This is a genomic window from Rhizobium sp. ERR 1071 (genome assembly GCF_007828675.1).
In the GTDB taxonomy this organism is placed as follows: domain Bacteria; phylum Pseudomonadota; class Alphaproteobacteria; order Rhizobiales; family Rhizobiaceae; genus Rhizobium; species Rhizobium dioscoreae.
On sequence record NZ_VITM01000001.1, the window covers coordinates 325,575 to 347,178 of the forward strand.

General features: G+C 59.2%; 20 protein-coding genes. 14 read left to right on the top strand and 6 right to left on the bottom strand.

The window, feature by feature from the left end:
• The first annotated feature begins 57 nt into the window (after nucleotides 1–57).
• From FBZ99_RS01675 to FBZ99_RS01685, 3 genes are all read left to right on the top strand, one after another.
• On the top strand, nucleotides 58–1,269 hold the full coding sequence (locus FBZ99_RS01675; RefSeq protein WP_113352523.1) for a D-alanyl-D-alanine carboxypeptidase family protein: 1,212 nt from the start codon (nucleotides 58–60) through the stop codon (nucleotides 1,267–1,269).
• Between the two features lie 153 nt (nucleotides 1,270–1,422).
• Entirely contained in the window at nucleotides 1,423–2,100 is a 678-nt protein-coding gene (tmk, locus tag FBZ99_RS01680; RefSeq protein WP_113352524.1) for a dTMP kinase, read from the top strand.
• Complete coding sequence (locus FBZ99_RS01685; protein WP_113352525.1) at nucleotides 2,097–3,128, top strand: DNA polymerase III subunit delta'; 1,032 nt, start codon at nucleotides 2,097–2,099, stop codon at nucleotides 3,126–3,128. Before tmk ends, FBZ99_RS01685 begins: the two co-directional genes overlap by 4 nt.
• 47 nt (nucleotides 3,129–3,175) lie before the next feature.
• Here FBZ99_RS01685 and FBZ99_RS01690 read toward each other — a convergent pair whose 3' ends face one another.
• Nucleotides 3,176–4,891, bottom strand: coding sequence for a tetratricopeptide repeat protein (locus tag FBZ99_RS01690; protein WP_145631245.1), 1,716 nt, complete (start codon nucleotides 4,889–4,891; stop codon nucleotides 3,176–3,178).
• Nucleotides 4,892–5,043: 152 nt separating this feature from the next.
• The gene (locus FBZ99_RS01695) at nucleotides 5,044–5,787 is read right to left on the bottom strand and encodes a sulfite exporter TauE/SafE family protein (RefSeq protein WP_442966436.1); all 744 of its coding nucleotides are present in this window, start codon (nucleotides 5,785–5,787) and stop codon (nucleotides 5,044–5,046) included.
• A gap of 306 nt (nucleotides 5,788–6,093) precedes the next feature.
• Between FBZ99_RS01695 and metG the strand changes: the two genes are divergently transcribed.
• Genes metG through FBZ99_RS01720 form a run of 5 tightly spaced genes read left to right on the top strand, consistent with a single transcriptional unit; the run spans nucleotide 6,094 to nucleotide 10,306 of the window.
• The gene (gene metG / locus FBZ99_RS01700; RefSeq protein ID WP_113389622.1) at nucleotides 6,094–7,647 is read left to right on the top strand and encodes a methionine--tRNA ligase; all 1,554 of its coding nucleotides are present in this window, start codon (nucleotides 6,094–6,096) and stop codon (nucleotides 7,645–7,647) included.
• An 8-nt stretch (nucleotides 7,648–7,655) separates the two neighbouring features.
• The gene (locus tag FBZ99_RS01705) at nucleotides 7,656–8,438 is read left to right on the top strand and encodes a TatD family hydrolase (protein WP_112340749.1); all 783 of its coding nucleotides are present in this window, start codon (nucleotides 7,656–7,658) and stop codon (nucleotides 8,436–8,438) included.
• 4 nt (nucleotides 8,439–8,442) lie between these two features.
• Complete coding sequence (locus tag FBZ99_RS01710; protein ID WP_113330691.1) at nucleotides 8,443–9,270, top strand: MBL fold metallo-hydrolase; 828 nt, start codon at nucleotides 8,443–8,445, stop codon at nucleotides 9,268–9,270.
• A complete protein-coding gene (locus tag FBZ99_RS01715; RefSeq protein WP_113330692.1) occupies nucleotides 9,267–9,758 on the top strand; it encodes a YbaK/EbsC family protein in 492 nt (163 codons plus the stop codon). The genes FBZ99_RS01710 and FBZ99_RS01715 overlap by 4 nt, the downstream gene beginning before the upstream one ends.
• 35 nt (nucleotides 9,759–9,793) lie before the next feature.
• The gene (locus tag FBZ99_RS01720) at nucleotides 9,794–10,306 is read left to right on the top strand and encodes an SRPBCC family protein (protein ID WP_246661059.1); all 513 of its coding nucleotides are present in this window, start codon (nucleotides 9,794–9,796) and stop codon (nucleotides 10,304–10,306) included.
• Nucleotides 10,307–10,580: 274 nt separating this feature from the next.
• Here the strand turns inward: FBZ99_RS01720 and FBZ99_RS01725 are convergent, their stop codons facing one another.
• The 3 genes from FBZ99_RS01725 to FBZ99_RS01735 form a co-directional block, all read right to left on the bottom strand.
• Nucleotides 10,581–11,321: a class I SAM-dependent methyltransferase gene (locus tag FBZ99_RS01725; RefSeq protein WP_113352529.1), complete on the bottom strand. Its 741-nt coding sequence runs from the start codon at nucleotides 11,319–11,321 to the stop codon at nucleotides 10,581–10,583.
• Between the two features lie 436 nt (nucleotides 11,322–11,757).
• The gene (locus tag FBZ99_RS01730; RefSeq protein WP_145631251.1) at nucleotides 11,758–12,612 is read right to left on the bottom strand and encodes a D-alanyl-D-alanine carboxypeptidase family protein; all 855 of its coding nucleotides are present in this window, start codon (nucleotides 12,610–12,612) and stop codon (nucleotides 11,758–11,760) included.
• Between the two features lie 356 nt (nucleotides 12,613–12,968).
• Nucleotides 12,969–13,193 (bottom strand): DUF1127 domain-containing protein, encoded by a 225-nt coding sequence (locus FBZ99_RS01735; RefSeq protein ID WP_113352531.1) that lies wholly within the window; start codon nucleotides 13,191–13,193, stop codon nucleotides 12,969–12,971.
• 103 nt (nucleotides 13,194–13,296) lie between these two features.
• On the opposite strand from FBZ99_RS01735, the gene FBZ99_RS01740 reads away from it, so the two are divergent.
• Entirely contained in the window at nucleotides 13,297–14,187 is an 891-nt protein-coding gene (locus FBZ99_RS01740; protein ID WP_113352532.1) for a LysR family transcriptional regulator, read from the top strand.
• A gap of 44 nt (nucleotides 14,188–14,231) precedes the next feature.
• Here FBZ99_RS01740 and FBZ99_RS01745 read toward each other — a convergent pair whose 3' ends face one another.
• The gene (locus tag FBZ99_RS01745; RefSeq protein WP_113389634.1) at nucleotides 14,232–14,888 is read right to left on the bottom strand and encodes a dihydrofolate reductase family protein; all 657 of its coding nucleotides are present in this window, start codon (nucleotides 14,886–14,888) and stop codon (nucleotides 14,232–14,234) included.
• A gap of 227 nt (nucleotides 14,889–15,115) precedes the next feature.
• Here FBZ99_RS01745 and FBZ99_RS01750 point away from each other — a divergent pair, with 227 nt between their 5' ends.
• From FBZ99_RS01750 to fabF, 5 genes are all read left to right on the top strand, one after another.
• A complete protein-coding gene (locus FBZ99_RS01750; RefSeq protein WP_113352533.1) occupies nucleotides 15,116–17,005 on the top strand; it encodes an ABC transporter ATP-binding protein in 1,890 nt (629 codons plus the stop codon).
• A 2-nt stretch (nucleotides 17,006–17,007) separates the two neighbouring features.
• On the top strand, nucleotides 17,008–18,909 hold the full coding sequence (locus FBZ99_RS01755; protein WP_113333787.1) for an ABC transporter ATP-binding protein: 1,902 nt from the start codon (nucleotides 17,008–17,010) through the stop codon (nucleotides 18,907–18,909).
• Nucleotides 18,910–19,045: 136 nt separating this feature from the next.
• Nucleotides 19,046–19,636, top strand: coding sequence for an NADPH-dependent FMN reductase (locus FBZ99_RS01760; protein ID WP_113352534.1), 591 nt, complete (start codon nucleotides 19,046–19,048; stop codon nucleotides 19,634–19,636).
• A 147-nt stretch (nucleotides 19,637–19,783) separates the two neighbouring features.
• Nucleotides 19,784–20,290, top strand: a complete 507-nt coding sequence (locus tag FBZ99_RS01765) for a winged helix-turn-helix transcriptional regulator (RefSeq protein WP_113352677.1) — start codon at nucleotides 19,784–19,786, stop codon at nucleotides 20,288–20,290.
• Between the two features lie 17 nt (nucleotides 20,291–20,307).
• The gene (gene fabF, locus FBZ99_RS01770) at nucleotides 20,308–21,573 is read left to right on the top strand and encodes a beta-ketoacyl-ACP synthase II (RefSeq protein ID WP_113352535.1); all 1,266 of its coding nucleotides are present in this window, start codon (nucleotides 20,308–20,310) and stop codon (nucleotides 21,571–21,573) included.
• Nucleotides 21,574–21,604 lie beyond the last annotated feature (31 nt).

Here is a 21,604-nt window from a genome sequence, read left to right on the forward strand (position 1 = left end):
CTGAATCTTAACCCGTCACTAAAATAATCGTGCCGATGGTCGGATGAAGGGGACGATATGCCAAAGCGCTTGATTCTTTTGTTCCTTTTTCTCCTCGGTTTCGCGAATGTCACGGCCGTCGCGCAGCCGGCCGCACCGGGCGCTTTCGACACGAAAGCCGCGCAGGCATTCATGATTGAAGCCTCGACCGGCACTATCCTGCTTGCCAAGAACGAGGATCAGCTGATTTCGCCGGCGTCGCTTGCGAAACTGATGACGCTGGATGTCGTTTTCGACGCGATCGGGCGAGGGGAGATCAACCTCGACACGGAATATCCCGTCTCGGAAAATGCCTGGCGCACCGGCGGCGCTCCCTCGCGTGCATCGACAATGTTCGCAGCCCTGAAATCGCGTATCCGCGTCGGCGATCTGATCCAGGGTATAGCCGTACAGCAGGCGAACGACGCCTGCATCGTTCTGGCCGAGGGTATGTCGATTAACGAACGCGAATTCGCGCGGCGCATGACGGCGCGTGCCCGCGAGATCGGCATGTCGCGGTCGACCTTTACCAATTCGACCGGACTGCCCGATGCCAACGACCCCAATGGCGGCGGCAGGGTTTCCGCGCGGGAGATGGTCATGCTGGCGCAGGACCTGCAGGAGAAGCACCCGGATCTTTACAAATATTTCGGGCAGGCCGACTTCACCTGGAATAAGATCTACCAGCGCAACAAGAACCCGATGCTTCTGCTCAATATCGGTGTAGATGGCCTGGGGCTCGGCTTTGCCGAAAGCGAAGGCTTTTCAATCGTCGCCTCCATTCAGCGGGATGGACGCCGCTTGTTTCTGGCGCTTGGCGGGCTGAAGAGCGACAAGGAACGCATCGAGGAGACGCGACGCGTCCTCGAATGGGGGCTCAGCAATTTCAAGAGCCAACGCATCTTTGCCGATGGCGAAGTGATCGGCGATGCCAGCGTCTATGGCGGTGCCGCATCGACCGTCGGCCTGCGAACTAAGATACCCGTCGATGTCTACGTCCCTGTGGACACGCCGGATCGATTATCCGCCCGCATCGTCTATCGCTGGCCGCTGACGGCGCCGGTTGCTGCGGGTTACGAAGCCGGCACCCTTCGCGTGTTCCTGGGTGCGCGTTTGGTGCGGGAGCTGCCACTCTACACGAAAGAATCGGTCGGGCAGGGCACATTGGGTCGCCGCGCCTTCGATGCCCTCATGGAACTGACGGAATCACTGCTGTTCTCCTGGCTGTGGGACAAGCCTTTGCCGACCTGAGTGGGCCGCAAGGCTCGCGAAATCTCTGTTCACACCCCATATAGAGTGGCGGAGACCGGGACGTGCACGGTTCCACCTGGACATGTCTTGGGTTAAACAGGATGCGTATCGCACGCCGCACGAATGGCACGCGAAAAGTGCAGGACATGATCATTGGCTGATGCAAACGGATTATTCGTAAGCTTCGAAGGCGGCGAGGGGGCCGGCAAGTCCACCCAGATTCGCCGCCTGGCTGAACGGTTGCGCGAGCGTGGCCATGAGGTTCTGGTAACGCGCGAACCCGGGGGCTCGCCCGGAGCGGAAGCGGTGCGGCATGTGCTGCTTTCAGGTGCTGCGGAAATGTTCGGTACGCGCATGGAGGCGATTCTGTTCGCTGCTGCCCGCAACGATCATGTCGAGGACGTCATTCGCCCGGCACTTTCGCGCGGCACCATCGTCCTTTGCGATCGGTTCATGGATTCCTCGCGCGTCTATCAGGGCGTAACGGGTAATCTCGAGCCTGACTATATCGAGGCTCTGCAGAGGGTTGCCGTCAACGGCGTCATTCCGCATTGCACGCTGATTCTCGACATTCCCGCCGAAGTCGGTCTGGCGCGCGCGCGCAAGCGCGCCTCCGCCGTAACCGCACCCGATCGCTTCGAGAAGGAAGAGATGCAGACCCACGAGAAGCGCCGCGAGGCGTTCCTCGATATCGCCGCCCGCGAGCCCGAGCGTTGTCACGTCATCGATGCTCAGAGGTCGGAAGATGAGATCGCCGCTGAAATCGCCGAGATCGTCGACAAGCGGCTCGGTGCAGTGAATATCGCCGCAGGATCGGAAGCGGCGCAATGAGCGATGAACGTCCGGGCGTCCTCGACGGCGCCATTCCTCCGCAGGACAATGTGAAACTCTTTGGCCATGAGCAGGCGGAGGCCTTCCTCGCCCAATCCTATCGATCCGGCAAGGGCCACCACGCCTTGCTGATCGAGGGGCCCGAGGGTATCGGCAAGGCGACGCTCGCCTTCCGTTTCGCCAATCACGTCCTCTCTCATCCCGATCCGGCATCCGCGCCGGAGACGATCGGCGATCCCGATCCGGGATCGGTCGTCTCCAGGCAGATTTCCGGCGGAGCATCGCACAATCTGCTGCATTTGAGCCGGCCGGTCGACGACAAGACCGGCAAGATGAAATCCGCGATCACCGTCGACGAAGTGCGCCGCGCCGGAAAGTTCTTTTCGCAAACCTCGGGCACCGGCAACTGGCGTATCGTCATCATTGATCCGGCTGACGATCTCAACCGCAGTGCGGCCAACGCCATCCTGAAAATCCTCGAGGAACCGCCGAAGCGTGCTTTGTTCCTCGTGCTTTCGCATGCACCGGGCCGGCTTCTGCCGACGATCCGCTCACGCTGCCTGCCTTTGAAACTTGCGCCGCTCGGCAATGATGCCTTGCGCAAGGCACTCGAAAATCTTGGCGTGCCGGCCGGGCAGGGGAGTGAATTGCTCTCCGCTGCCAAGGGTAGCGTCAGCGAAGCGCTCAAGCTCCTGAACTACGGCGGCGGCGAGATCATCGAGGCCTATCGGCAGGTGCTTTCGGCCGATGGGCCGGCGGCTCGCAAGGCGATGCACCGCCTCGCCGATGCGCTTTCCGGAAAGGACAGCGACACGATCTTTGGCTTCTTCCTGTCGCATATCGGCGATGACATCATCGATCGGGCTCGCGCTGCCGCGCTTGGCGGCTCCATTTCCACGGCCGAGAGGCTGGCTCGGCTGCACTCCGAGACCACTGAGCGGCTCAACGTGTCGCAGGCTTACAACCTCGATCGCAAGCAGACGCTGATCACGATCCTCGGTGAGCTCAAGCAGCAGCTCTCGGCATAGATCGATTACGCAATTCCCGACGGAAAACCGTGAAACGCTGAACCGCCCTAGTCTGAAAGTCCGACCTGATCCAGGCCACCCCGAAACAGCTCGCGCTGCTGCTCGCTCTCCACTACGATCCCATGAGCCAGAAAATCGCTTACCGTGAAATCAGGATGGATGGCCAAAAGGTCCCTCGCTTCGGCGACTGCATCGTTTAGCCGTCCCGCCTTGTTGAGGCAGGCGACAACCCGCGCTCGGGTAAATTTTCCAGGGTTCGGAAGCCGACGGAATGCCGCCAGCGCTTCGTCATAGTCACCTTTGAGATAAAGTGCGTTTCCGAGGACCGCATAGTACCAATGCGGAGGAAAGGGATTCAGCCGCATTCCTTCCTCTATCCATTGCATCGCCTCGTCGATCCGGTTCCGTCTCGCCAGCAGTCCGCCCAGTTGGACGATCGCGTTCGCATCACTTGGGTTGAGCATGCATGCGCGTCGAAGCTCACGCTCGGCTCCTTCGAAATCCTTTGAATAGAAATAAGCCAAGGCCAATGCTCGATGACACCCCGCCTCTCCTTCATCCAAAGAGATCGCCTTTCTCGCGAGCGCGTTGCATTCCTGGAGCACCGAGACGGGAGCCTTGGCATATCCGTGTGTGGCAAGCCGGGAAAAAGCGAGGTGGGCGTGAGCGAGGGCAAAGCCCTGATCACGCGCCAGCGCAGCCTCGAACATTTCACATGCCTTGATGTTATCGTCGGGTTCATACCCCCTGAGGTAGACGAGGCCGCGCAGATAGAATTCGTAGGCGGCGAGATTGTCGGGAGGCTTACGAAATGATTGTTGATAGTCCGCCGTATCGATCTGCCCTACGAGATTGGAGGCGATCATTCGCACGATTTCGTCCTGGACTTCAAAAATATCAGTATCACGCCGGTCGTATTTTTCCGACCATATGAGCCTCCCGGTTGACGTTTCTATCAGTTGGATCCTGGCTCTTAATGCGCGCTCCGAACGTCTCAGATCGCCCGTCACAACATAGCTCGCCCCCAGCTTGCCGCCGATCTCGGCCGGGTTCGCCAACAGATCACGAAAGGCAAAAGAAGATGACGCCGCAATCACCGACAAGCGCCGAAACCTGGCCAGACTTCCGATGATGTCCTCGGTGAAGCCGTCGCAGAAGAATGATTGCTCGGCTCCTCCTTCCATGTTTCGAAAAGGCAATACGGCGACTGCCGTCTTGTCGGCCACTATCGGCGCCGGCGCTTCGGGCCAGTACCAGGCCCTGACAAGCTTGGTGATATTCTTGAGCCGAACCTCGCCACCGTTTTTGAAAAGAGCCCGAGTGCTTGGTTTCAGATGGACGTAGGCCGCATCGCCAAGGCAGATGCCGCCTGGTGGTGCCTGGCGCTCGAGACGCGCGGCCACGTTCACACCGTCGCCGAAAATGTCGTCATCGGTCACGACGACTTCCGCAAGGTTGATTCCGATCCTCAAGCGAATCCGCTCATCACCGACTTTCGGCGCCACGTCGGTTCCGAGACAATGCTGGATTTCCAGCGCACACGAGGCCACGTCGTTCGCGCCATCAAAGACGGAAAGGAGACCGTCGCCCATAAACTTGATCACACGCCCGCCATGCTTGCGGATTTGAGGACCGAGGATCACATCGTGCAACCGCCGCAAGCTCGCAAGCGTCTGTTCCTCATCAGCTTCCATCAGCCGGGAGTATCCGACGATGTCCGTCGCCATGATCGCTGTCAGACGTCTTCTAAGAGGTTCAGCCATCGGCACCGCCATTCACCCATTGCCGGGATACGTACCGGCATCTCGTCATGTGGAATTCTATAGCATGGCTGAACGTCAGTAAAAAAAGTCCTCGCCGGCGCCAGCCGTCGAACGTGCCCCCAAACCCTATTGCGCATTTATTTTCAAATGTCTCAGGGAAAGATCAGCTTCCAGGCGACGATCGCCAGCGTGACGGCAAGGATGATGCGCACGGACCGCTCATGCAGGCGCGGCGCCAGCAGACTGCCTGCGACGATGCCCGGGATCGACCCTATCAGAAGGGCGAACAGCATCGTCCAGTTGATCTCGCCGATAAGCCAATATCCCATGCCGCCGATCAGGGTCAGCGGCACTGCGTGGACGATATCGGAGCCGACGATTTCGCGCACGTCCGTCTGGGGATAGAGCACCAGCAGGACTGTGACACCGAGCGCACCCGCGCCGACCGAGGTCATGGTGACGAGAATGCCAAGTATAAGGCCGAGTATGACGGTCAACAGAGCGATATTGCGTGGTGATATCGTTCCGCGTTCGCCGCGCCATTTGCGGATGGCCTCAATGATCTGGCTACGAAAAATCAGCATCAGAGCCGTCAAAAGCAGCAGGCAGCCCAAGGACAGCGTGATGGTATGAGCAACGGCGGGGCTCTCGCGGTTGACGCCGGCCATGATCCAGAGCATGGCGAGCGCCGCCGGCACGCTGCCTGACGCCAGAAGGCTCACGACCTTCCAATTGACCCGCCCATGCATGCCGTGCACGGCCGTTCCCGCGGTCTTGGTGATTGCGGCATAGAGCAGATCCGTGCCAACGGCCGTTGCCGGATGGACGCCGAAGAGAAGCACGAGCAGGGGGGTCATCAGCGAACCGCCGCCGACCCCTGTAATGCCTACAAGCATGCCGACGAAAAAGCCGGAAAAGGAATAGAGCGGCTGAAAGGAATCAATCAAACTCAATATCACGGCCTCTTGAAGCCGTTAGGCAGACCAATACATAAAATGATGAAATCCACGGCCACTTCTGTCCTGCGCTCCACTCTTCGGAAGGGGTAAAGGCGAGGCGGAGCCGAGTCAAGCAAGGCACCATCCCGAAGTTCCGAATGCTGCGGGCGCGAAACTTGGTGTTTCGCTCATGACAAACATGCGCTAAAGCGAGCGGAGCAAGAATAACAGCGACGTAACAGTAAAAGCGGGCCATTGCCTCACATGACCGAAAAAACTCCGTTCTACATCACCACCGCGATCGCCTATCCCAACGGCAAGCCACATATCGGCCATGCCTATGAGCTGATCGCCACCGACGCGCTGGCGCGATTCCAGCGCCTCGATGGCCGCGACGTCTTCTTCCTGACGGGTACGGACGAACATGGCCAGAAGATGCAGCAGACGGCGCGGGCCGAAGGCATGGACCCGCAGCAGCTCGCCAACCGCAATTCCGATGAATTCCAGGCGATGGGGAAGCTGCTGAACGCGTCGAATGACGACTTCATTCGCACGACGCAGCCGCGCCACCATGAGACCTCGCAGAACATCTGGAACCTGATGGCCGATGCCGGCGACATCTACAAGGATTCCTATGCCGGCTGGTATTCGGTGCGCGACGAAGCCTATTACCAGGAAAACGAAACCGAACTGCGCGCCGACGGCGTGCGCTACGGACCGCAGGGCACGCCAGTCGAGTGGGTGGAGGAGGCAAGCTACTTCTTCAAGCTCTCCGAATACCAGGACCGGCTGCTGAAGCACTACGAGGAAAATCCGGATTTCATCGGTCCGTCCGAGCGCCGCAACGAAGTCATTTCCTTCGTCAAATCCGGCCTCAAGGATCTGTCGATCTCGCGCACGACCTTCGACTGGGGCATCAAGGTGCCGAACGACCCGTCGCATGTCATGTATGTCTGGGTCGACGCTCTGACGAACTACATCACAGCGACCGGCTACATCGAAGATCGGAACAATCCGCGGGCGAAATACTGGCCGGCCGACCTGCATGTCATCGGCAAGGACATCATTCGCTTCCACGCGGTCTACTGGCCGGCCTTCCTGATGTCGGCGAAGCTGCCCCTGCCGAAGCGCGTCTATGCCCACGGCTTCCTGCTCAACAAGGGCGAGAAGATGTCGAAGTCGCTCGGTAACGTCGTCGATCCGGTCAATCTCGTGAACCATTTCGGCCTCGACCAGGTGCGCTACTTCTTCCTGCGCGAAGTCTCCTTCGGCCAGGACGGCAGCTATAGCGAAGAGGCGATCGGCACGCGCATCAATTCCGATCTCGCCAACGGCATCGGCAACCTCGCCAGCCGTTCTCTGTCGATGATCGTCAAGAACTGCGACGGCAAGATCCCGGAATGTGGACCGCTGACGGACGAGGACAAGGCGCTGCTCGCACAGGCCGACGCCTTGCTCGCTTCGACCCGCGAAGACATGGGCAAGCAGCTCATTCATCGTGCTCTTGCGTCCATCATCGCTGTCGTTTCCGAGACGGACCGCTATTTCGCGAGCCAGGAGCCCTGGGCGCTGAAGAAGACCGATCCTGCCCGCATGGCGACCGTGCTCTACGTCACGGCCGACGTCGTGCGCCAGATCAGCATTCTGCTGCAACCCTTCATGCCGGAATCCTCGGGCAAGCTCCTGGATCTTATTGCCATCCCATCCGACAAGCGTGATTTCGCGGCGCTCGGCGAGGCGGGCCGCCTCGTTGCCGGAACGCCGCTGGAAGCCCCGAAGCCGGTCTTCCCGCGCTATGTCGCGCCGACCGCCGAATAAGGTTCTCCATGCTGATCGATACGCATTGCCATCTGGATTTTGCCGATTTCGAAGAGGAGCGCGACGCGATCGTCGCCCGCGCTCACGAGGTAGGCGTCAAGCAGATGGTCACCATTTCGACAAAGGTCAGGAAGCTCGACGGATTGCTTGCGCTCACCGAGCGTTATCCGTCGGTTTTTTGCTCCGTCGGCACCCATCCGAACAGCGCCGACCAGGAGTTGGACATCCAGACGGAAGACCTCGTGCGGCTAGCAAATCAGCACGAGAAGATCGTCGCGATCGGCGAGGCGGGTCTCGATTACTTCTACGATACCGTCAAGCCGGAAGACCAGAAGACCGGCTTCCTGCGCCATATCGCTGCCGCTCGCGAAACACAGCTGCCGCTCGTCATTCACAGCCGCAGCGCCGATGAGGACATGGCCGCGATCCTGACGGAGGAAACAGGGAAGGGGGCTTTCCCCTTTATCCTCCACTGCTTCTCCGCCGGCCCTGCCCTTGCCCAGACCGGCGTGGAGCTTGGCGGCTATATCTCCTTCTCCGGCATCCTGACCTTCCCGAAATCGGAAGAGTTGCGCGAGATTGCCAAAACGATCCCGCACGACCGGCTGCTGGTCGAGACCGACGCGCCTTATCTCGCGCCGAAGCGCTGGCGCGGCAAGCGTAATGAACCGTCCTATGTCGTCAACACGGCCGAGGTGCTGGCCGACACGATCGGCGTCAGCATGGCTGATATCGCCGAAATCACCACAGCGAACGCCTTCCGCTGCTTCTCCAAAATGACGAGGGTCTGACGTCGTGACATACCGGCGGCGCTTCACCATTTTGGGCTGTTCATCGTCGCCGGGCGTTCCGCGTATTACCGGCGACTGGGGTGCCTGCGATCCGAAAAATGCAAAGAATCGACGGACACGTGCCGCCTTTCTCATCGAGCAGATCGCGCCGGATGGCGGCATCACCACGGTCGTCATCGATACCGGTCCGGATTTCCGAGAGCAGATGATCCATGCCGGCGTCAGCTTCATCGACGCCGTGCTCTATACCCACGCCCATGCCGACCATATTCACGGCATCGACGATCTGCGCGGCTACTTCCATATTTCAAACGAGCGCATCCCGATCTATGCCGATCCGCCGACCATGGATCGCATTCGCGAAGGCTTTCGCTACTGCCTGGAAACACCACCCGGCAGCAGCTATCCGCCGATCGTGCGGCCGGTGCTGATCGAAAATCTCGAGAAAAGTTTCGTGATCGATGGGGCAGGCGGTCCGATCCGCTTCTGGCCGCACAAGCAGATACATGGTGATATCCATTCGCTGGGCTTCCGTATCGGTAAACTCGCTTATTGCAGCGATATCAGTGATTTCCCGCCGGAATCGATAGAAAAGGTTCAAAACCTAGACATCCTGATCATCGACGCGTTGCAGTATCGGCCTCATCCAAGTCATCTGTCGTTGGAACAGTCGCTCGAATGGATCGAACGCCTGGCGCCGAAACATGCCATCTTGACCCACATGCATACGCCGCTCGATTATGAAACCGTGCTGGCTGAAACGCCCGATCATGTCGAGCCGGCCTACGATCAAATGCAGATCGAACTCGACGTGGAGGATGACGAGCTATGAGCGAAGATATCAAGAAGCTTTCCAGCCTGGAGCGCGTCGAACTTGCGGCGCGCGCGCTGGGGCTCGACATCTCGATCAAGCGCATGGAGCAATCGACACGAACCGCCGAAGAGGCTGCCAAGGCTGCAGGATGCGCCGTTGGCCAGATTGTCAAATCGCTGGTCTTCGTCAATGCCGATACGCACGCGCTGACGCTGCTTCTGGTTTCAGGCGCCCATAACGCCGATACGGCATATATTGCAACAGCTTATGGAATTCGATTGAAGCGTGCCGATATCGATCGCGTGCGCGATGAGACCGGTTTCGCCATCGGCGGCGTTGCGCCAATCGGCCATCTGGTCGATCTGCCTGTTTTCATCGATGAAAGCCTTTTGGCTTACGATCAGGTCTGGTGCGCAGCCGGGCGCCCGGACAGCATTTTCTCCTGCAATCCAACGACGCTGGCCGAAAAGATTGCGGCCAAGGTGATCCGCATCAAGGCGAGCTAAGAATAGCGAATGCAGCCGGCGCCGGCAGAGATTGCATGGGATCGCTGCGGTGCGACGGGGAGGATGCGATGAGCAAGGCTTCAGACAGCAGAAGGATCGATACGGCTTCCCGGATAATTCGCTCGACGCCACACGCGATCTTCAAAGCATTCCTCGATCCCGAAGCATTGGCCTCATGGCTTCCGCCGAAAGGCATGACATGCAGCATCCACGTCTTCGAACCGCATAAAGGCGGCCGTTATCGAATGGCGCTATCCTATGACGCACTGGATCATCCAACGCCTGGAAAATCTTCTGAGCATACCGACATTGTTTCCGGTCGATTCCTCGAGATCATGGCGGATGAACGCATCGTTCAGGCGGTAGATTTCGAATCCGATGACGCCGCATTCGGCGGAACGATGACCATGACCTGGTCCTTGACAGAGGTTCCAACCGGCACAAGGGTCACCATAATTTGTGAGGACGTGCCGCACGGCATTCGCAGAGAAGATCATGACGAGGGATTGAAATCGACGCTCGAAAATCTGGCCAACCATCTGGAATAAAAGCCAAAAGCGTCTGCACCATCGCCATATCGATACCCGCTTTAGTTCCATAATCTATCTTATCTGATGTTTGCTTGTAGCCGGGGTGGGTTCAAGGATGAAGTGCGACTTGCGAATGATACCAATGGGTTGTCACTCGCAAGGAAGACGTGAGAGCATACCCGCCCCCACGTCGATGTGGATAACAGCGCTTATCCTTCAGCGTCGGCCCGATGCATCTCGGTAGCTTCCTCGCCATTATGGCTGGCTGAACTTCAATGGCCCGGCAGGCCCGTCATGCTTCCAAAGCCATGACGACGATCCAGGCTTGCCATCTGACACCCGGGATTTTCAGCAGCAGATTATCGATCCGCTTGCCGGTGCCCCGAACCGCGGCGCCGAACGGGCTCTTGCGAAACGGAATGGACGCGAGTGCAGCGAGCCCGAAGAATTCCAGATCGCACTTCGAGAAATATTTGCGCACGACCTCGAAGTCCGATTTCAAAAGCGGATGCTCATCGACAGTACGAGCCTCTGGCGTCCGGTTGCGATAGAGATTGATCACGGGATTGTGGCCGAGCGGCTCGAAGAAGAAAGCTTTGCCGTCGGGTCGCAGCACGCGCCGGATCTCGCTCAGCGATTTATCCAGGACGAGGTGGTGGAGGATGCCGCTGCCGAAAACGACGTCAAAGCTCGCTGACGGCAAATTCATATCCTCTGCATTATCGACCTGGAACGTCACGTTCTCGATCCCACGGAGAGCCGCCGTGTTCGTGGCCTGCTGAATGGCGACATCCGAAATGTCGATCCCGGTAATCCACCTGGCGGAGTGTGCAAGACCAATGCTGCTCATGCCGTTTGAGCATCCGTATTCGAGCACGTCCTGTTCGGGACAGGCCGCCCTCACCAGCCGCCAATAGGCATCCACGGCGGGCTTTACCGCGAAATAGAACGAGTCCTCCTTGCGCTCCTCCACTGCACCGAAGCGTTCATTATGAAAGTCGCGCTCACGCGCCAAACGTGCATCATACGTCATCCCGGTCCTCCCAACTTGACCTAATGCGTTGAAATGTTTGCGAAATCTATATTGCAAGGAGCATCAGACCGGTCGCGGCCCATGATGGATCCTTCATTTACGGAGAATAACAAACTGAAACCAGATATCTCCGCCTACGCGAATTCGCAGTTCGGCGCTGTTTCCTACCAGAACATGATAAGCGCAGCGAACGAGCAACTTCCGCTGTAGACATAGGGCAGCCCGCCAGTTCGGCAATCGCTACTTGATTATTCGCCACGAGAGAGCCCTCTCAGCGAGTAGTAGTCGGGATTTTCATCGCACGTTTGCACGAAGAAACGCGATCCCTGCCCTCCGCGACAGGCGCGATGCGGCAGGATCGGCTTCTCAGCGGAGCCACCCTCTTGGTGGCCACCCAAAGATGAATGGCTGGCTGGATTCTGAAATCAGGCCGAACTCAGTTGGCAGAGCTTTGCTTGGGAGTTCCGGTCGACACCGTGGCTGTTGTCGCCACAGGGGCCAGATACGTATCCAGAAGGCTTGCCATCTTGTTGTCGCGAATTTCAGCGGTCTTCTCACCCATTACCACGCCGACAACACGGCGGCCGTTCTTCGCCGCCGAGGTCACGAGATTGTAGCCGGAGGCATCGGTATAGCCGGTCTTGATGCCGTCGGCTCCAGCGTAGCGATACATGAGGTTGTTGTGGCCGCGCAGCTTCATGCCGCGGAATTTGATGCCGCGCATTGAGAAGAGCTTGAACTCTTCCGGGAACTCACGCATCAGCGCAACGCCGAGGGTTGCCATGTCACGGGCCGTCGTGACCTGCTCCGGGTCCGGCAGGCCCGAAGGATTCTTGAACACCGTATTGCTCATGCCGAGCTGATGCGCCTTTGCAGTCATCATCTTGCCGAAATTATCCTCGGAACCGCCAAGCTGCTCGCCGATCGCAACCGCTGCATCGTTGGCGGACAGCACGATGATGCCCTCGACAGCTTCGCGTACAGTGACCTTGCGACCTGCGCCAATGGCGAATTTGAACGGTTCCTTGCTCTCGGCATTCTCCGACATGGTCAATTTCTGATCCCATTTCAGATGACCGGCATGCAGTGCTTCAAAAGTGAGATAGAGCGTCATCATCTTGGTGAGCGATGCCGGGAAATTCAGCTCGTTCTCGTTCGATGCCTCCAGTACCTGGCCGCTATGCACATCCACCACATAACTCGCCTGCCCGGCCTGCGCCAACGAAGCTGCGCCGAGGAGCGACGCGGTCGAAATTGCTGCGGCGAGCAACATGGAGGTCTTCTTGAGCATGGTTTGTCTGCGTTTCCTGTGAGTGAAATCTGTGACGGGGCGCGGGCGATCGAAAATGAATATTCGCCGTTTTTCGAAGGCGATGGATCGGGCAAATCTATGGCGGAAAAAAGAACGGCGCCATGAAAAAAGGGTTAGGCAGCAATACCCCCCTGCTCTTTTCAATATTGGTTGGCTTTCAATATTGGTTGGCCGGATCACAAGCGGTTGATTGCGCCGGAATGAGTTACGATTTCGCGCCGCGAATAAGGATTATGCCGGCCTGATTGCAGCGATGAACGTGCCAAACACAGTGAGAATCGCGACGCTATTTAAGGCGTTCGGCCCGATGGCTCGCGCGCTTTGAGCGACTTGCCTCATCCCCAAAACCAGGACTTATTGACCTCGGCACGCGCTTCGGCGCGCGTCATGCCGATATCGCGAAGCTGATCGTCAGTAAGATCACGCAGGTCCCACCTCGTTTCACGCTTTTCGAGATAGACCAGAAACTTCGCCAGCGCCCTTCGCAAAATTCCACGCCTTCGCGGACCACGACCTGCGCCTGTCGCTGCAGGCATCGAGCTATCGACGTCGGTGGTCATTTTCATGCTCCTCGGGGCTCGTATCAACATGGCCTCAGGATGCACTGGCGTAAGCAATGAATGAAGCTTATGGTATTTATACAATCCATAAGGAATTTTTCTATTGCTCAATCTGGATCAGCTGGCCGCCTTTGTCAGTGTCGTCGATCTCGGCAGTTTCACGGCTGCCGCCGATAAGGTCGGGCTGACGCAACCAGCCGTCAGCCTGCAGGTGAAGCTGCTGGAACAACGGCTCGGCGTGAAGTTGATCGAGCGCGTGGGACGACGGGCGCAGCCCTCGCCGGCCGGACTTGATCTGCTGCCGCATGCGCGGCGCATCATCGAAGCCTGCTCTGTGGCGGAGGAGGCGATGACGCCCTTTCGTGAGGGATCGATCGGCCGTGTGCGGATCGGTAGCGGCGGCACGGCCTCAATTCATCTCTTGCCGCGCGCCATCGCCATGGCAAAGAAACGCATGCCTGATCTCGAGATCATCGTACGCATCGGTAATATCGACGAGATTCTGCGGGATCTCGAAGCCAATGCGCTGGATCTCGCAGTGGTGGCCCTGCCCGCCGTCGGCCGTTCTCTCGAGGTCGAAGCATTCCATGAGGACGAGCTTTTGGCCGTCGCCCCCAAAGGAAGCCCAATGCCGGATGGCGGGCCGGATGTGGAATTCATGAAAGACAGGACTCTGTTGCTCTACGAAGGCGGCAACACACGTCGCGCGACGAACGAATGGTTCGAGGCAGGCGGCGTCCGCCCGGAACCGGCCATGGAGTTCGGTAGCGTCGAAGCCATCAAAGAGCTGGTCGCCGCGGGTCTCGGATGGTCCATCCTCCCGGACATGGCGCTGAGACGCGACAAGTCCGATCTTCTGGTGACGTCACCGCTCAGGCCGAGACTGGTACGGCAGCTCGGGATAGTCCTGCGCCGGGACAAGCATCTCACCAAGGGCCTTCGCGAGATCATGAAATCGCTGCGTGAAATTCAGGCAATGGAACACATGGTATGACTGCGGCTGGGCGCTCGTCGAACACCTAGCCGCGGCCAGGTCGATTATTGGAGCCGCTTGCGGCGCTCGATCTCCTCTTCGGACGGATTCGGCCCGACGAAGGAGCCGGTCTTTACCGGACCATCCGGCTGATAGGTCGCAAAGATGACGCCGTTAGAGGAAGACTGGGTGCGCAACAGTTTCATTGCGGCAGGAACCGCTCCGCCGGCGAACAGCTTCTTGCCGCCGCCCAGCACGACCGGAAAGATTACCAGCTTGAATTCGTCGATCAGCCTGTGACGCAGTAGGGTCTGAATAAGGTCGCCACTGCCCTGAATGAGAAGATCCGGTCCCTCGCCTGCTTTCAACCCCTTGATCGCCGCCACGACATCCTTGCCGAGCGACTGGCTCTTGTTCCATTTCAGCTCGGCATCGCCACGCGTTGCGACGTATTTGACAACGCTGTTGAATCGCTGGCCGATTGGATCGTCGTCGCCGACATAGGGCCAAAAGGCCGAGAAGATATCGTAGGTCTTGCGTCCGAGCAGCAGATCGAACGGCTTTTCGAACAGTTCGAAGAGCGCCTTACCAGTTTCCTCGTCGGCGTGAGGGAATACCCAGCCACCATACTCAAAACCGCCGGTCGGATCCTCGTCCGGACCGCCGGGTGCCTGCATGACGCCGTCGAGACTGATGAATGTTGCCGCTATAACTTTGCGCATGATATCCTCCTTTTCTGGCACGGTGCCCAGAGGACGTCTCATCGGTTTCGATCCCGACATGTGATCGATTATTTTTTAAACACGCAATCTAACGCTCGCGTTGGACTTGTGACCGATTGACTCTTGAACGCCGCCACGGAATCGGCAAAATTCATCCTATCAATATTTTCCTTGAGATACGAACCCGTCTGCGGGCCCGCCTCGTTTAATTATGCCTGGATAAAAGCGTGAGCAGCGATTCATCAAGAAGCGCCGCGAAGCCACTGGTTTCGCGTGCGCATGTCAATGCGGTCGGTTGGGGCCAAGGCCTGTCGACGATCGTCCGGATCACCCACATGACGCTGCGCCATCCCTGGCAGACAAGCTTCGCCATTGGGGCGACTTTTGTGGCTGCAACGTTGCAGCTGACGATCCCCCGCCTCTTGGGCCGTGCCGTCGATCAGACGCAGACGGCGGTTGCCGGCGGTGCCGCCGGCCAGATCGCAGAAAATGCACTGCTGACGACTGCGTTGCTGCTGCTGGTCATCAGCATTCTGCGCGGCCTGTTCACGATGGTGCAGAACTACTATAGCGAAGCCGTCGGCCACCATATGGGCTATGAGCTTCGGCTCGCCTGCTATGAGAAGATCCAGCAGCTCTCCTTCAGCTTCCACGACAAGGCCCATTCTGGCGATCTCATCACAGTCGGCCTGCTCGATCTCGAAGGCGTGCGCATGTATTTCTCGACCGCCCTGGTGCGCATGGTGCTACTGACCATGCTGATCGGCGTCGGCGCCTATATGCTGCTATCGACCGATGTCGCGCTCGGTCTCCTGGCCCTGAGCTTCGTGCCTTTCGTGGCGTGGCGCTCTTCCGTCACGCAGTTGCGGTTGCGTTCGACGTGGCTCGATCTGCAGGAGCGCCTCTCGGTGCTGACGCGCGTGATGGAGGAAAATCTCGGTGGCATCCGCGTGGTGCGCGCCTTCGCCGCGCAGGCACACGAACTCATGAAGTTCGACCGGGCCTCGCACAATGCGCTTTCACTTGCCCACAAGCGCGTCGGCATCCGCGTCGTCAATACCAGCGCCATGAATCTCTCCTTCTTCGTGTCCATGGGTCTGGTGCTTTGGCTCGGCGGCCTGAAGGTCATCAATGGGGAGATCAGCGTGGGCACGCTGGCTTCCTTCCTGACCTTCATGACCATCCTGCAGATGCCGGTGCGCCAGCTCGGCCTGATGGTGAATGCTTTCGCACGTGCCTCGACCTGCGGTTCGCGCCTGTTTGAGCTCCTCGATCTCGATATTCCCATCAAAGATGCGCCGGACGCCAAGCCGCTCGTCGTGACCGAAGGCACGCTCCGTTTTGAGAATGTCGACTTCAGCTATCCAGGTTCGGAAATGCGGCCGGTGCTGAAGAATATCTGTTTCGAGGCAAAGCGCGGGGAGACGGTCGGCATTGTTGGTCCGCCCGGCAGCGGCAAGTCCACCATTGCCCATCTCATTCCACGCTTTTACGACGTCACGGCCGGGCGGATCACGCTTGACGGCCAGGATATCCGCAAGGCGACGTTGCAATCGCTGCGGCAGAACGTTGCCGTCGTACAGCAGGATTCCTTCCTGTTCACGACCAGCATCGAGAACAACATCGCCTATGGCGACCCCTGGGCGAAGGAAACCCGCATAGAGCGCGCCGCAGAGTCGGCGCAGTTGCACAATTACATCCTCGGCCTGCCAGCCGGCTACACGACAATCGTTGGCGAGCGCGGCGTGTCGCTGTCCGGCGGGCAACGTCAGCGCCTGACGATCGCCCGGACATTGATGCTGAAGCCGGCCGTGATGGTCTTCGACGATTCCACCGCCGCGATTGACGCCGCAACGGAGCAGCGCATCCGCAGCGCCATGAAGCGTTTCGCCCGGGACCGAGTAACACTGATCGTCGCGCACAGGCTGAGTTCGCTGATGCATGCCGACCAGATCCTGTTCATCGAGGATGGCGCGATTGTCGAGCGCGGCACGCACGAGCAGCTCCTGGCCGCAGGTGGGCGGTACAAGGCGCTCTACGATCTGCAGGTTCGCCCTGAGGATGATGTCGTCAAGACGTCGGGCGGCACGCTCGAAAGGGCGAAAAGGGAGGTATGACAATGTCGGAAACCATCGAAACCGAGCGCAACGATGTGCGCGAGGATGGTCGTCGCCCTCCCCGTGCCGTGGTCGGGTCCCATCGCGTCGAAGAGGAGATATTCGGCAAGGTCTTCGACAGCAAGATCATCCGCCGCATCTGGGCCTTCGTCAGCCCCTATCGGCGGCAGATCTACATCTCCGTTGCGGCCGTTCTGCTCTTCACCGCATCGCAAATCGTCATACCGCTCGTCATCCGCCATGCGATCGACAGTGCGATGGCGCCCGGAGCCATAGATTATTCCGCACTCTGGTTGTCTCTGGGAGTTTTCACGGCGGCCATCCTCGTCAATTACGGAGCAAGCTATGTGCAGGAAACCTATGTCGGCCAGGTCGCCGAGGAAGTGCTGTTCGACATTCGCCGGGCGATGTTTGCGCATCTGCAGCGGGTCTCGCTATCCTTCATGGATAAAACGGAAGTCGGTCGCCTGATGTCGCGCCTGCAGGGCGACGTTAACTCCATGCAGGAATTCCTTGAAACTTCAGTGCTTTCCGTCGGTGACATTGCCCTGCTCTTCGGCATCGTCATCGTCATGCTGTCGCTGGATTTCCGGCTCGGCCTGCTGACGCTTTCCGTCATGCCGATCCTTTTCATCGTGCGGCTGTTCTGGCTGCCGAAGGCGCGTGTCGCCTTCATGAACGCGCATGAGACCAACTCCGTTACCAATGGCGCACTGGCGGAAGCGATCCATGGGGTGCGCGCCGTCCAGGGCATGCATCGGCAGAGCGTGAACTTCTCGCTTTTCGACGACAAGGCCCATGCGAACCTTCAGACGCACCTGACGGCGGCCCGCTATGCCCAGGTCATGGTGCCGATCGTCGACACGCTGACTGGCATGGCCATGGCGATCGTCATCATCGTCGGCGGCTCGATGGTGCTGAACCACAAGCTCGATGTCGGCATCATGGTCGCCTTCCTGTTCTACATTCAGCGCTTCTTCGACCCGATCCGTTCGCTGACCATGCAATATTCGGTCATGCAGCGCGCCATGGCGTCCGGCCAGCGGCTGACCGAGGTGCTCGATGTTCCAGTCGACATCAAGGATGCGCCCGATGCGATCGAGCTGTCGCCGGATATGGACGGCTCGGTGGAATTCCGCGATGTGATCTTCGGCTATAATCCCAAGCATCCCGTGCTGAAGAATGTGAGCTTCAGGGTTAATCCGGGAGAAACAGTAGCGCTGATCGGGCCAACGGGCTCGGGCAAGTCGAGCTCGATGGCGCTCATCCATCGCTTCTATGATGTGCAGCATGGTCAGGTATTGGTCGGTGGCCATGACGTGCGCTCCCTTACACAGGATTCGCTCGGACGCCAGATCGCCATGGTGCTACAGGAGCCGTTCCTCTTCACCGGTACGGTGCTGGAGAACATCCGCTACAACAAGACGGAGGCGACACGCGAAGAGGTCATCGAGGCCGCTAAAGCGGTCGGCGCGCATGAGTTCATCATGCGCCTTCCGGATGGCTACGACTCCGTTCTCGGCGAGCGCGGCGGCGGTCTTTCACTCGGCCAGCGCCAGCTCGTCAGCTTCGCCCGTGCCCTTGTTGCCGACGCCAAGATCCTCGTGCTCGACGAAGCGACGGCGAATATCGACAGCTACACCGAAATGCTGATCCAGAAAGCGTTGGTGAAGCTGCTCGAAGGCCGCACCGGTCTCGTCATCGCCCATCGTCTGGCCACCATCCGCGAGGCCGACCGCATTATCGTGTTGCAAAACGGCCAGTTGCTTGAAAGCGGCAACCACAATCAGCTGATGGCAAACGGCAAGCTTTACTCGAAGCTCTATAACCTCAATTATGCGTCCTTCGACGATATTCCGGAGGAGGAAGTCTCCGCTTCGGTACCGGTGGAGTCGCGAACCTAAAGCAATTCCCGGAAAAGTGCGTAGCGATTTTCGTCAAGAATTGCGTGGAAACAATGAGGTAGAGCAGTTCAAAGACTCCATAAAGAGCTGAACCGCTCCAGACATGCCGCACAAGACTGTGAGGACATAATCAATAATGGCCGACAGTATTCTGGTTCTCTACGGTTCCTACCGCTCGGATCGCGTCGGCATCCGGCTCGCGAATTTTATCGTAGCGGGCCTGATTGAGCGTGGAAACGACGTGGAGCTCATCGATGCGCAGGCGGTTGGACTGCCGATGCTCGATCGAATGTATAAGGAATATCCCAAAGGATCTGCTCCTCCGGCAATGGAGAGGCTTGCCGCAAAAATTCGAGCCGCCGATGCCTTCGTTTTCGTCACCGGCGAATACAATTGGGGTATGCAGCCCGGCCTGAAGAACCTGACCGATCATTATCTGGAAGAATGGTTCTGGCGCCCGGCGGCGATTGCCAGCTACTCCGGCGGCCGCCTCTCCGGCGCACATGCGGCGCCTGCCTGGCATGGCACTCTTTCAGAGATGGGAATGGTCGTCATCTCAAGCACGCTTGCCGTCGCCAACATATCGGCAGCATTGGACGCTGACGGCAGACCCACCGGGAGCGGAGGCGATGCGCTGGCAAGAGCTTTTCCCCGTTTTGCCGACGACCTCACCTGGTGGACCGAGGCAGCAAAACAGCAGCGCGCCCGTAAGGCACCTCCGTACTGAAAACCCGCGGCCTGGCCACAGCCAGGCGCATTTCGCTCATTCCCATCTAGCTTCGCGCGCCAGCAGATTGAGTTCCTGCTTCGAGCAAATCTAGCTTCGCGATAGTAACTTGCATCATGATAGTTACTCATGCTATCTGCCTCGCCCATGCAGAGAACCAGCTTCAGCAATTTCAAATGCCCCGCCGCCCGTGCGCTTGAAAGCGTAGGCGACTGGTGGAGCATCCTGATCCTGCGTGATGCGCTGCAGGGATTGCGCCGGTTCGACGAATTCCAGAAAAATCTCGGCGTTGCACCGAACATCCTGACGCGGCGCCTCAAGCATCTCACAGACGAAGGTCTGTTCGAGCGGCGACTCTATCAAGAGCGGCCGCCGCGCTACGAATATGTGCTGACCGAGAAGGGCCGGGATTTCTTCCCCGTGCTGATGGCGCTCTTCACCTGGGGCAATCGGCACTTGCCTACCGAAGAAGTCGCAATGCGCCTCGTCGACGCCAATACCGGTGAGGATCGCGACCCGCTTCTCATCGACCGCGTCACCGGCCGCACCTTCCAGCCCGAAGACACGATGCTTGTGCCCGGGCCTGCGGCCGATGACACCGTTCATGAACGCATAGCCCAGATGAAAGCATGGTTTCTGGGCTTCGACGCCTGACAGAATAGGAGCAAGACATGGATCGTATCGTCGTCACCGGCATGGGACTGGTTTCTCCCCTGGGCGTGGGTGTCAATGCAAGCTGGAAGCGGCTGGTCGAGGGGCGTTCCGGCCTCAGGCTGCTGCCTGAGGAAATGGTAGGTGATCTCACCGCCAAGATCGGTGGTGTTGTTCCCGATATATCGGAGGACCTCGAAGCCGGCTTCGACGCCGACCGCTATGTGCCGGTCAAAGACCAGAAAAAGATGGACCGGTTCATCCAATTTGCCATGGCGGCCGCCGAAGAGGCAATCCTGCAGGCCGGCTGGCAACCGACTGACGTCGGCGCTCTGGAACGGACGGCCACGATCATTGCATCGGGCGTCGGTGGCTTTCCCGCCATCGCTGATGCGGTTCGCACGGCGGAAACGAAAGGCGTGCGGCGTTTGTCACCCTTCACCATCCCCTCCTTCCTCGTCAACCTCGCCGCTGGCCAGGTGAGTATCCGCTATGGCTTCAAGGGGCCGCTCGGTGCGCCAGTCACCGCCTGTGCGGCCAGCGTGCAGGCGATCGGCGATGCCGCGCGGCTGATCCGCTCCGGAGAGGCCGATGTCGCCATCTGCGGCGGTGCCGAAGCCTGCATCGACAAAGTGAGCCTTGGCGGCTTCGCTGCAGCGCGTGCTCTCTCGACCGGCTTCAGCAACCGCCCGGAAGAAGCCTCCCGCCCATTCGACAGCGGGCGTGACGGCTTCGTCATGGGTGAAGGTGCCGGCATGCTTGTCATCGAGACCTTGGAGCACGCCCTTGCGCGTGGCGCCACGCCGCTGGCCGAGCTTGTCGGTTATGGCACTGCCGCCGATGCCTATCACATGACGGCAGGGCCGGAAGATGGCGATGGTGCGCGCCGGGCCATGCTTGCGGCACTTTCCCAGGCTCGCATTTCGCCGGCGGAGGTCAAGCATCTGAATGCGCATGCGACATCGACCCAGGTCGGCGACCGAGGCGAGATGGAAGCCATCAAAACCGTCTTCGGCCGTGACGGTGCGGTTGCCGTCAGCGGTACGAAGGCGGCGACCGGCCATCTTCTGGGCGCCGCTGGCGGCATGGAAGCGATCTTCACGATTATGGCTCTGCGAGACCAGATAGCGCCGCCGACCCGTAATCTACAGGATCCGGATCCGGCGGCGGAAGGCATCGACATCGTCGGTAGCACCGCGCGACCGATGGCCATGGACTATGCGATCTCCAATGGTTTCGGCTTTGGCGGCGTCAACGCCAGCGCCCTCTTCCGCCGCTGGCAGTAATCGCTTCTGCTTGAGATCAAAGCGCGCTAAG

Coding starts and splice junctions, on each gene's coding strand:
- FBZ99_RS01675 (WP_113352523.1), top strand. CDS start 58: ATGCCAAAGCGCTTGATTCTTTTGTTCCTTTTTCTCCTCGGTTTCGCG.
- FBZ99_RS01685 (WP_113352525.1), top strand. CDS start 2,097: ATGAGCGATGAACGTCCGGGCGTCCTCGACGGCGCCATTCCTCCGCAG.
- FBZ99_RS01690 (WP_145631245.1), bottom strand. CDS start 4,891: ATGGCTGAACCTCTTAGAAGACGTCTGACAGCGATCATGGCGACGGAC.
- FBZ99_RS01695 (WP_442966436.1), bottom strand. CDS start 5,787: ATGCTTGTAGGCATTACAGGGGTCGGCGGCGGTTCGCTGATGACCCCC.
- metG (WP_113389622.1), top strand. CDS start 6,094: ATGACCGAAAAAACTCCGTTCTACATCACCACCGCGATCGCCTATCCC.
- FBZ99_RS01705 (WP_112340749.1), top strand. CDS start 7,656: ATGCTGATCGATACGCATTGCCATCTGGATTTTGCCGATTTCGAAGAG.
- FBZ99_RS01715 (WP_113330692.1), top strand. CDS start 9,267: ATGAGCGAAGATATCAAGAAGCTTTCCAGCCTGGAGCGCGTCGAACTT.
- FBZ99_RS01720 (WP_246661059.1), top strand. CDS start 9,794: ATGGGATCGCTGCGGTGCGACGGGGAGGATGCGATGAGCAAGGCTTCA.
- FBZ99_RS01725 (WP_113352529.1), bottom strand. CDS start 11,321: ATGACGTATGATGCACGTTTGGCGCGTGAGCGCGACTTTCATAATGAA.
- FBZ99_RS01730 (WP_145631251.1), bottom strand. CDS start 12,612: ATGCTCAAGAAGACCTCCATGTTGCTCGCCGCAGCAATTTCGACCGCG.
- FBZ99_RS01735 (WP_113352531.1), bottom strand. CDS start 13,193: ATGACCACCGACGTCGATAGCTCGATGCCTGCAGCGACAGGCGCAGGT.
- FBZ99_RS01745 (WP_113389634.1), bottom strand. CDS start 14,888: ATGCGCAAAGTTATAGCGGCAACATTCATCAGTCTCGACGGCGTCATG.
- FBZ99_RS01755 (WP_113333787.1), top strand. CDS start 17,008: ATGTCGGAAACCATCGAAACCGAGCGCAACGATGTGCGCGAGGATGGT.
- FBZ99_RS01760 (WP_113352534.1), top strand. CDS start 19,046: ATGGCCGACAGTATTCTGGTTCTCTACGGTTCCTACCGCTCGGATCGC.
- FBZ99_RS01765 (WP_113352677.1), top strand. CDS start 19,784: ATGCAGAGAACCAGCTTCAGCAATTTCAAATGCCCCGCCGCCCGTGCG.
- fabF (WP_113352535.1), top strand. CDS start 20,308: ATGGATCGTATCGTCGTCACCGGCATGGGACTGGTTTCTCCCCTGGGC.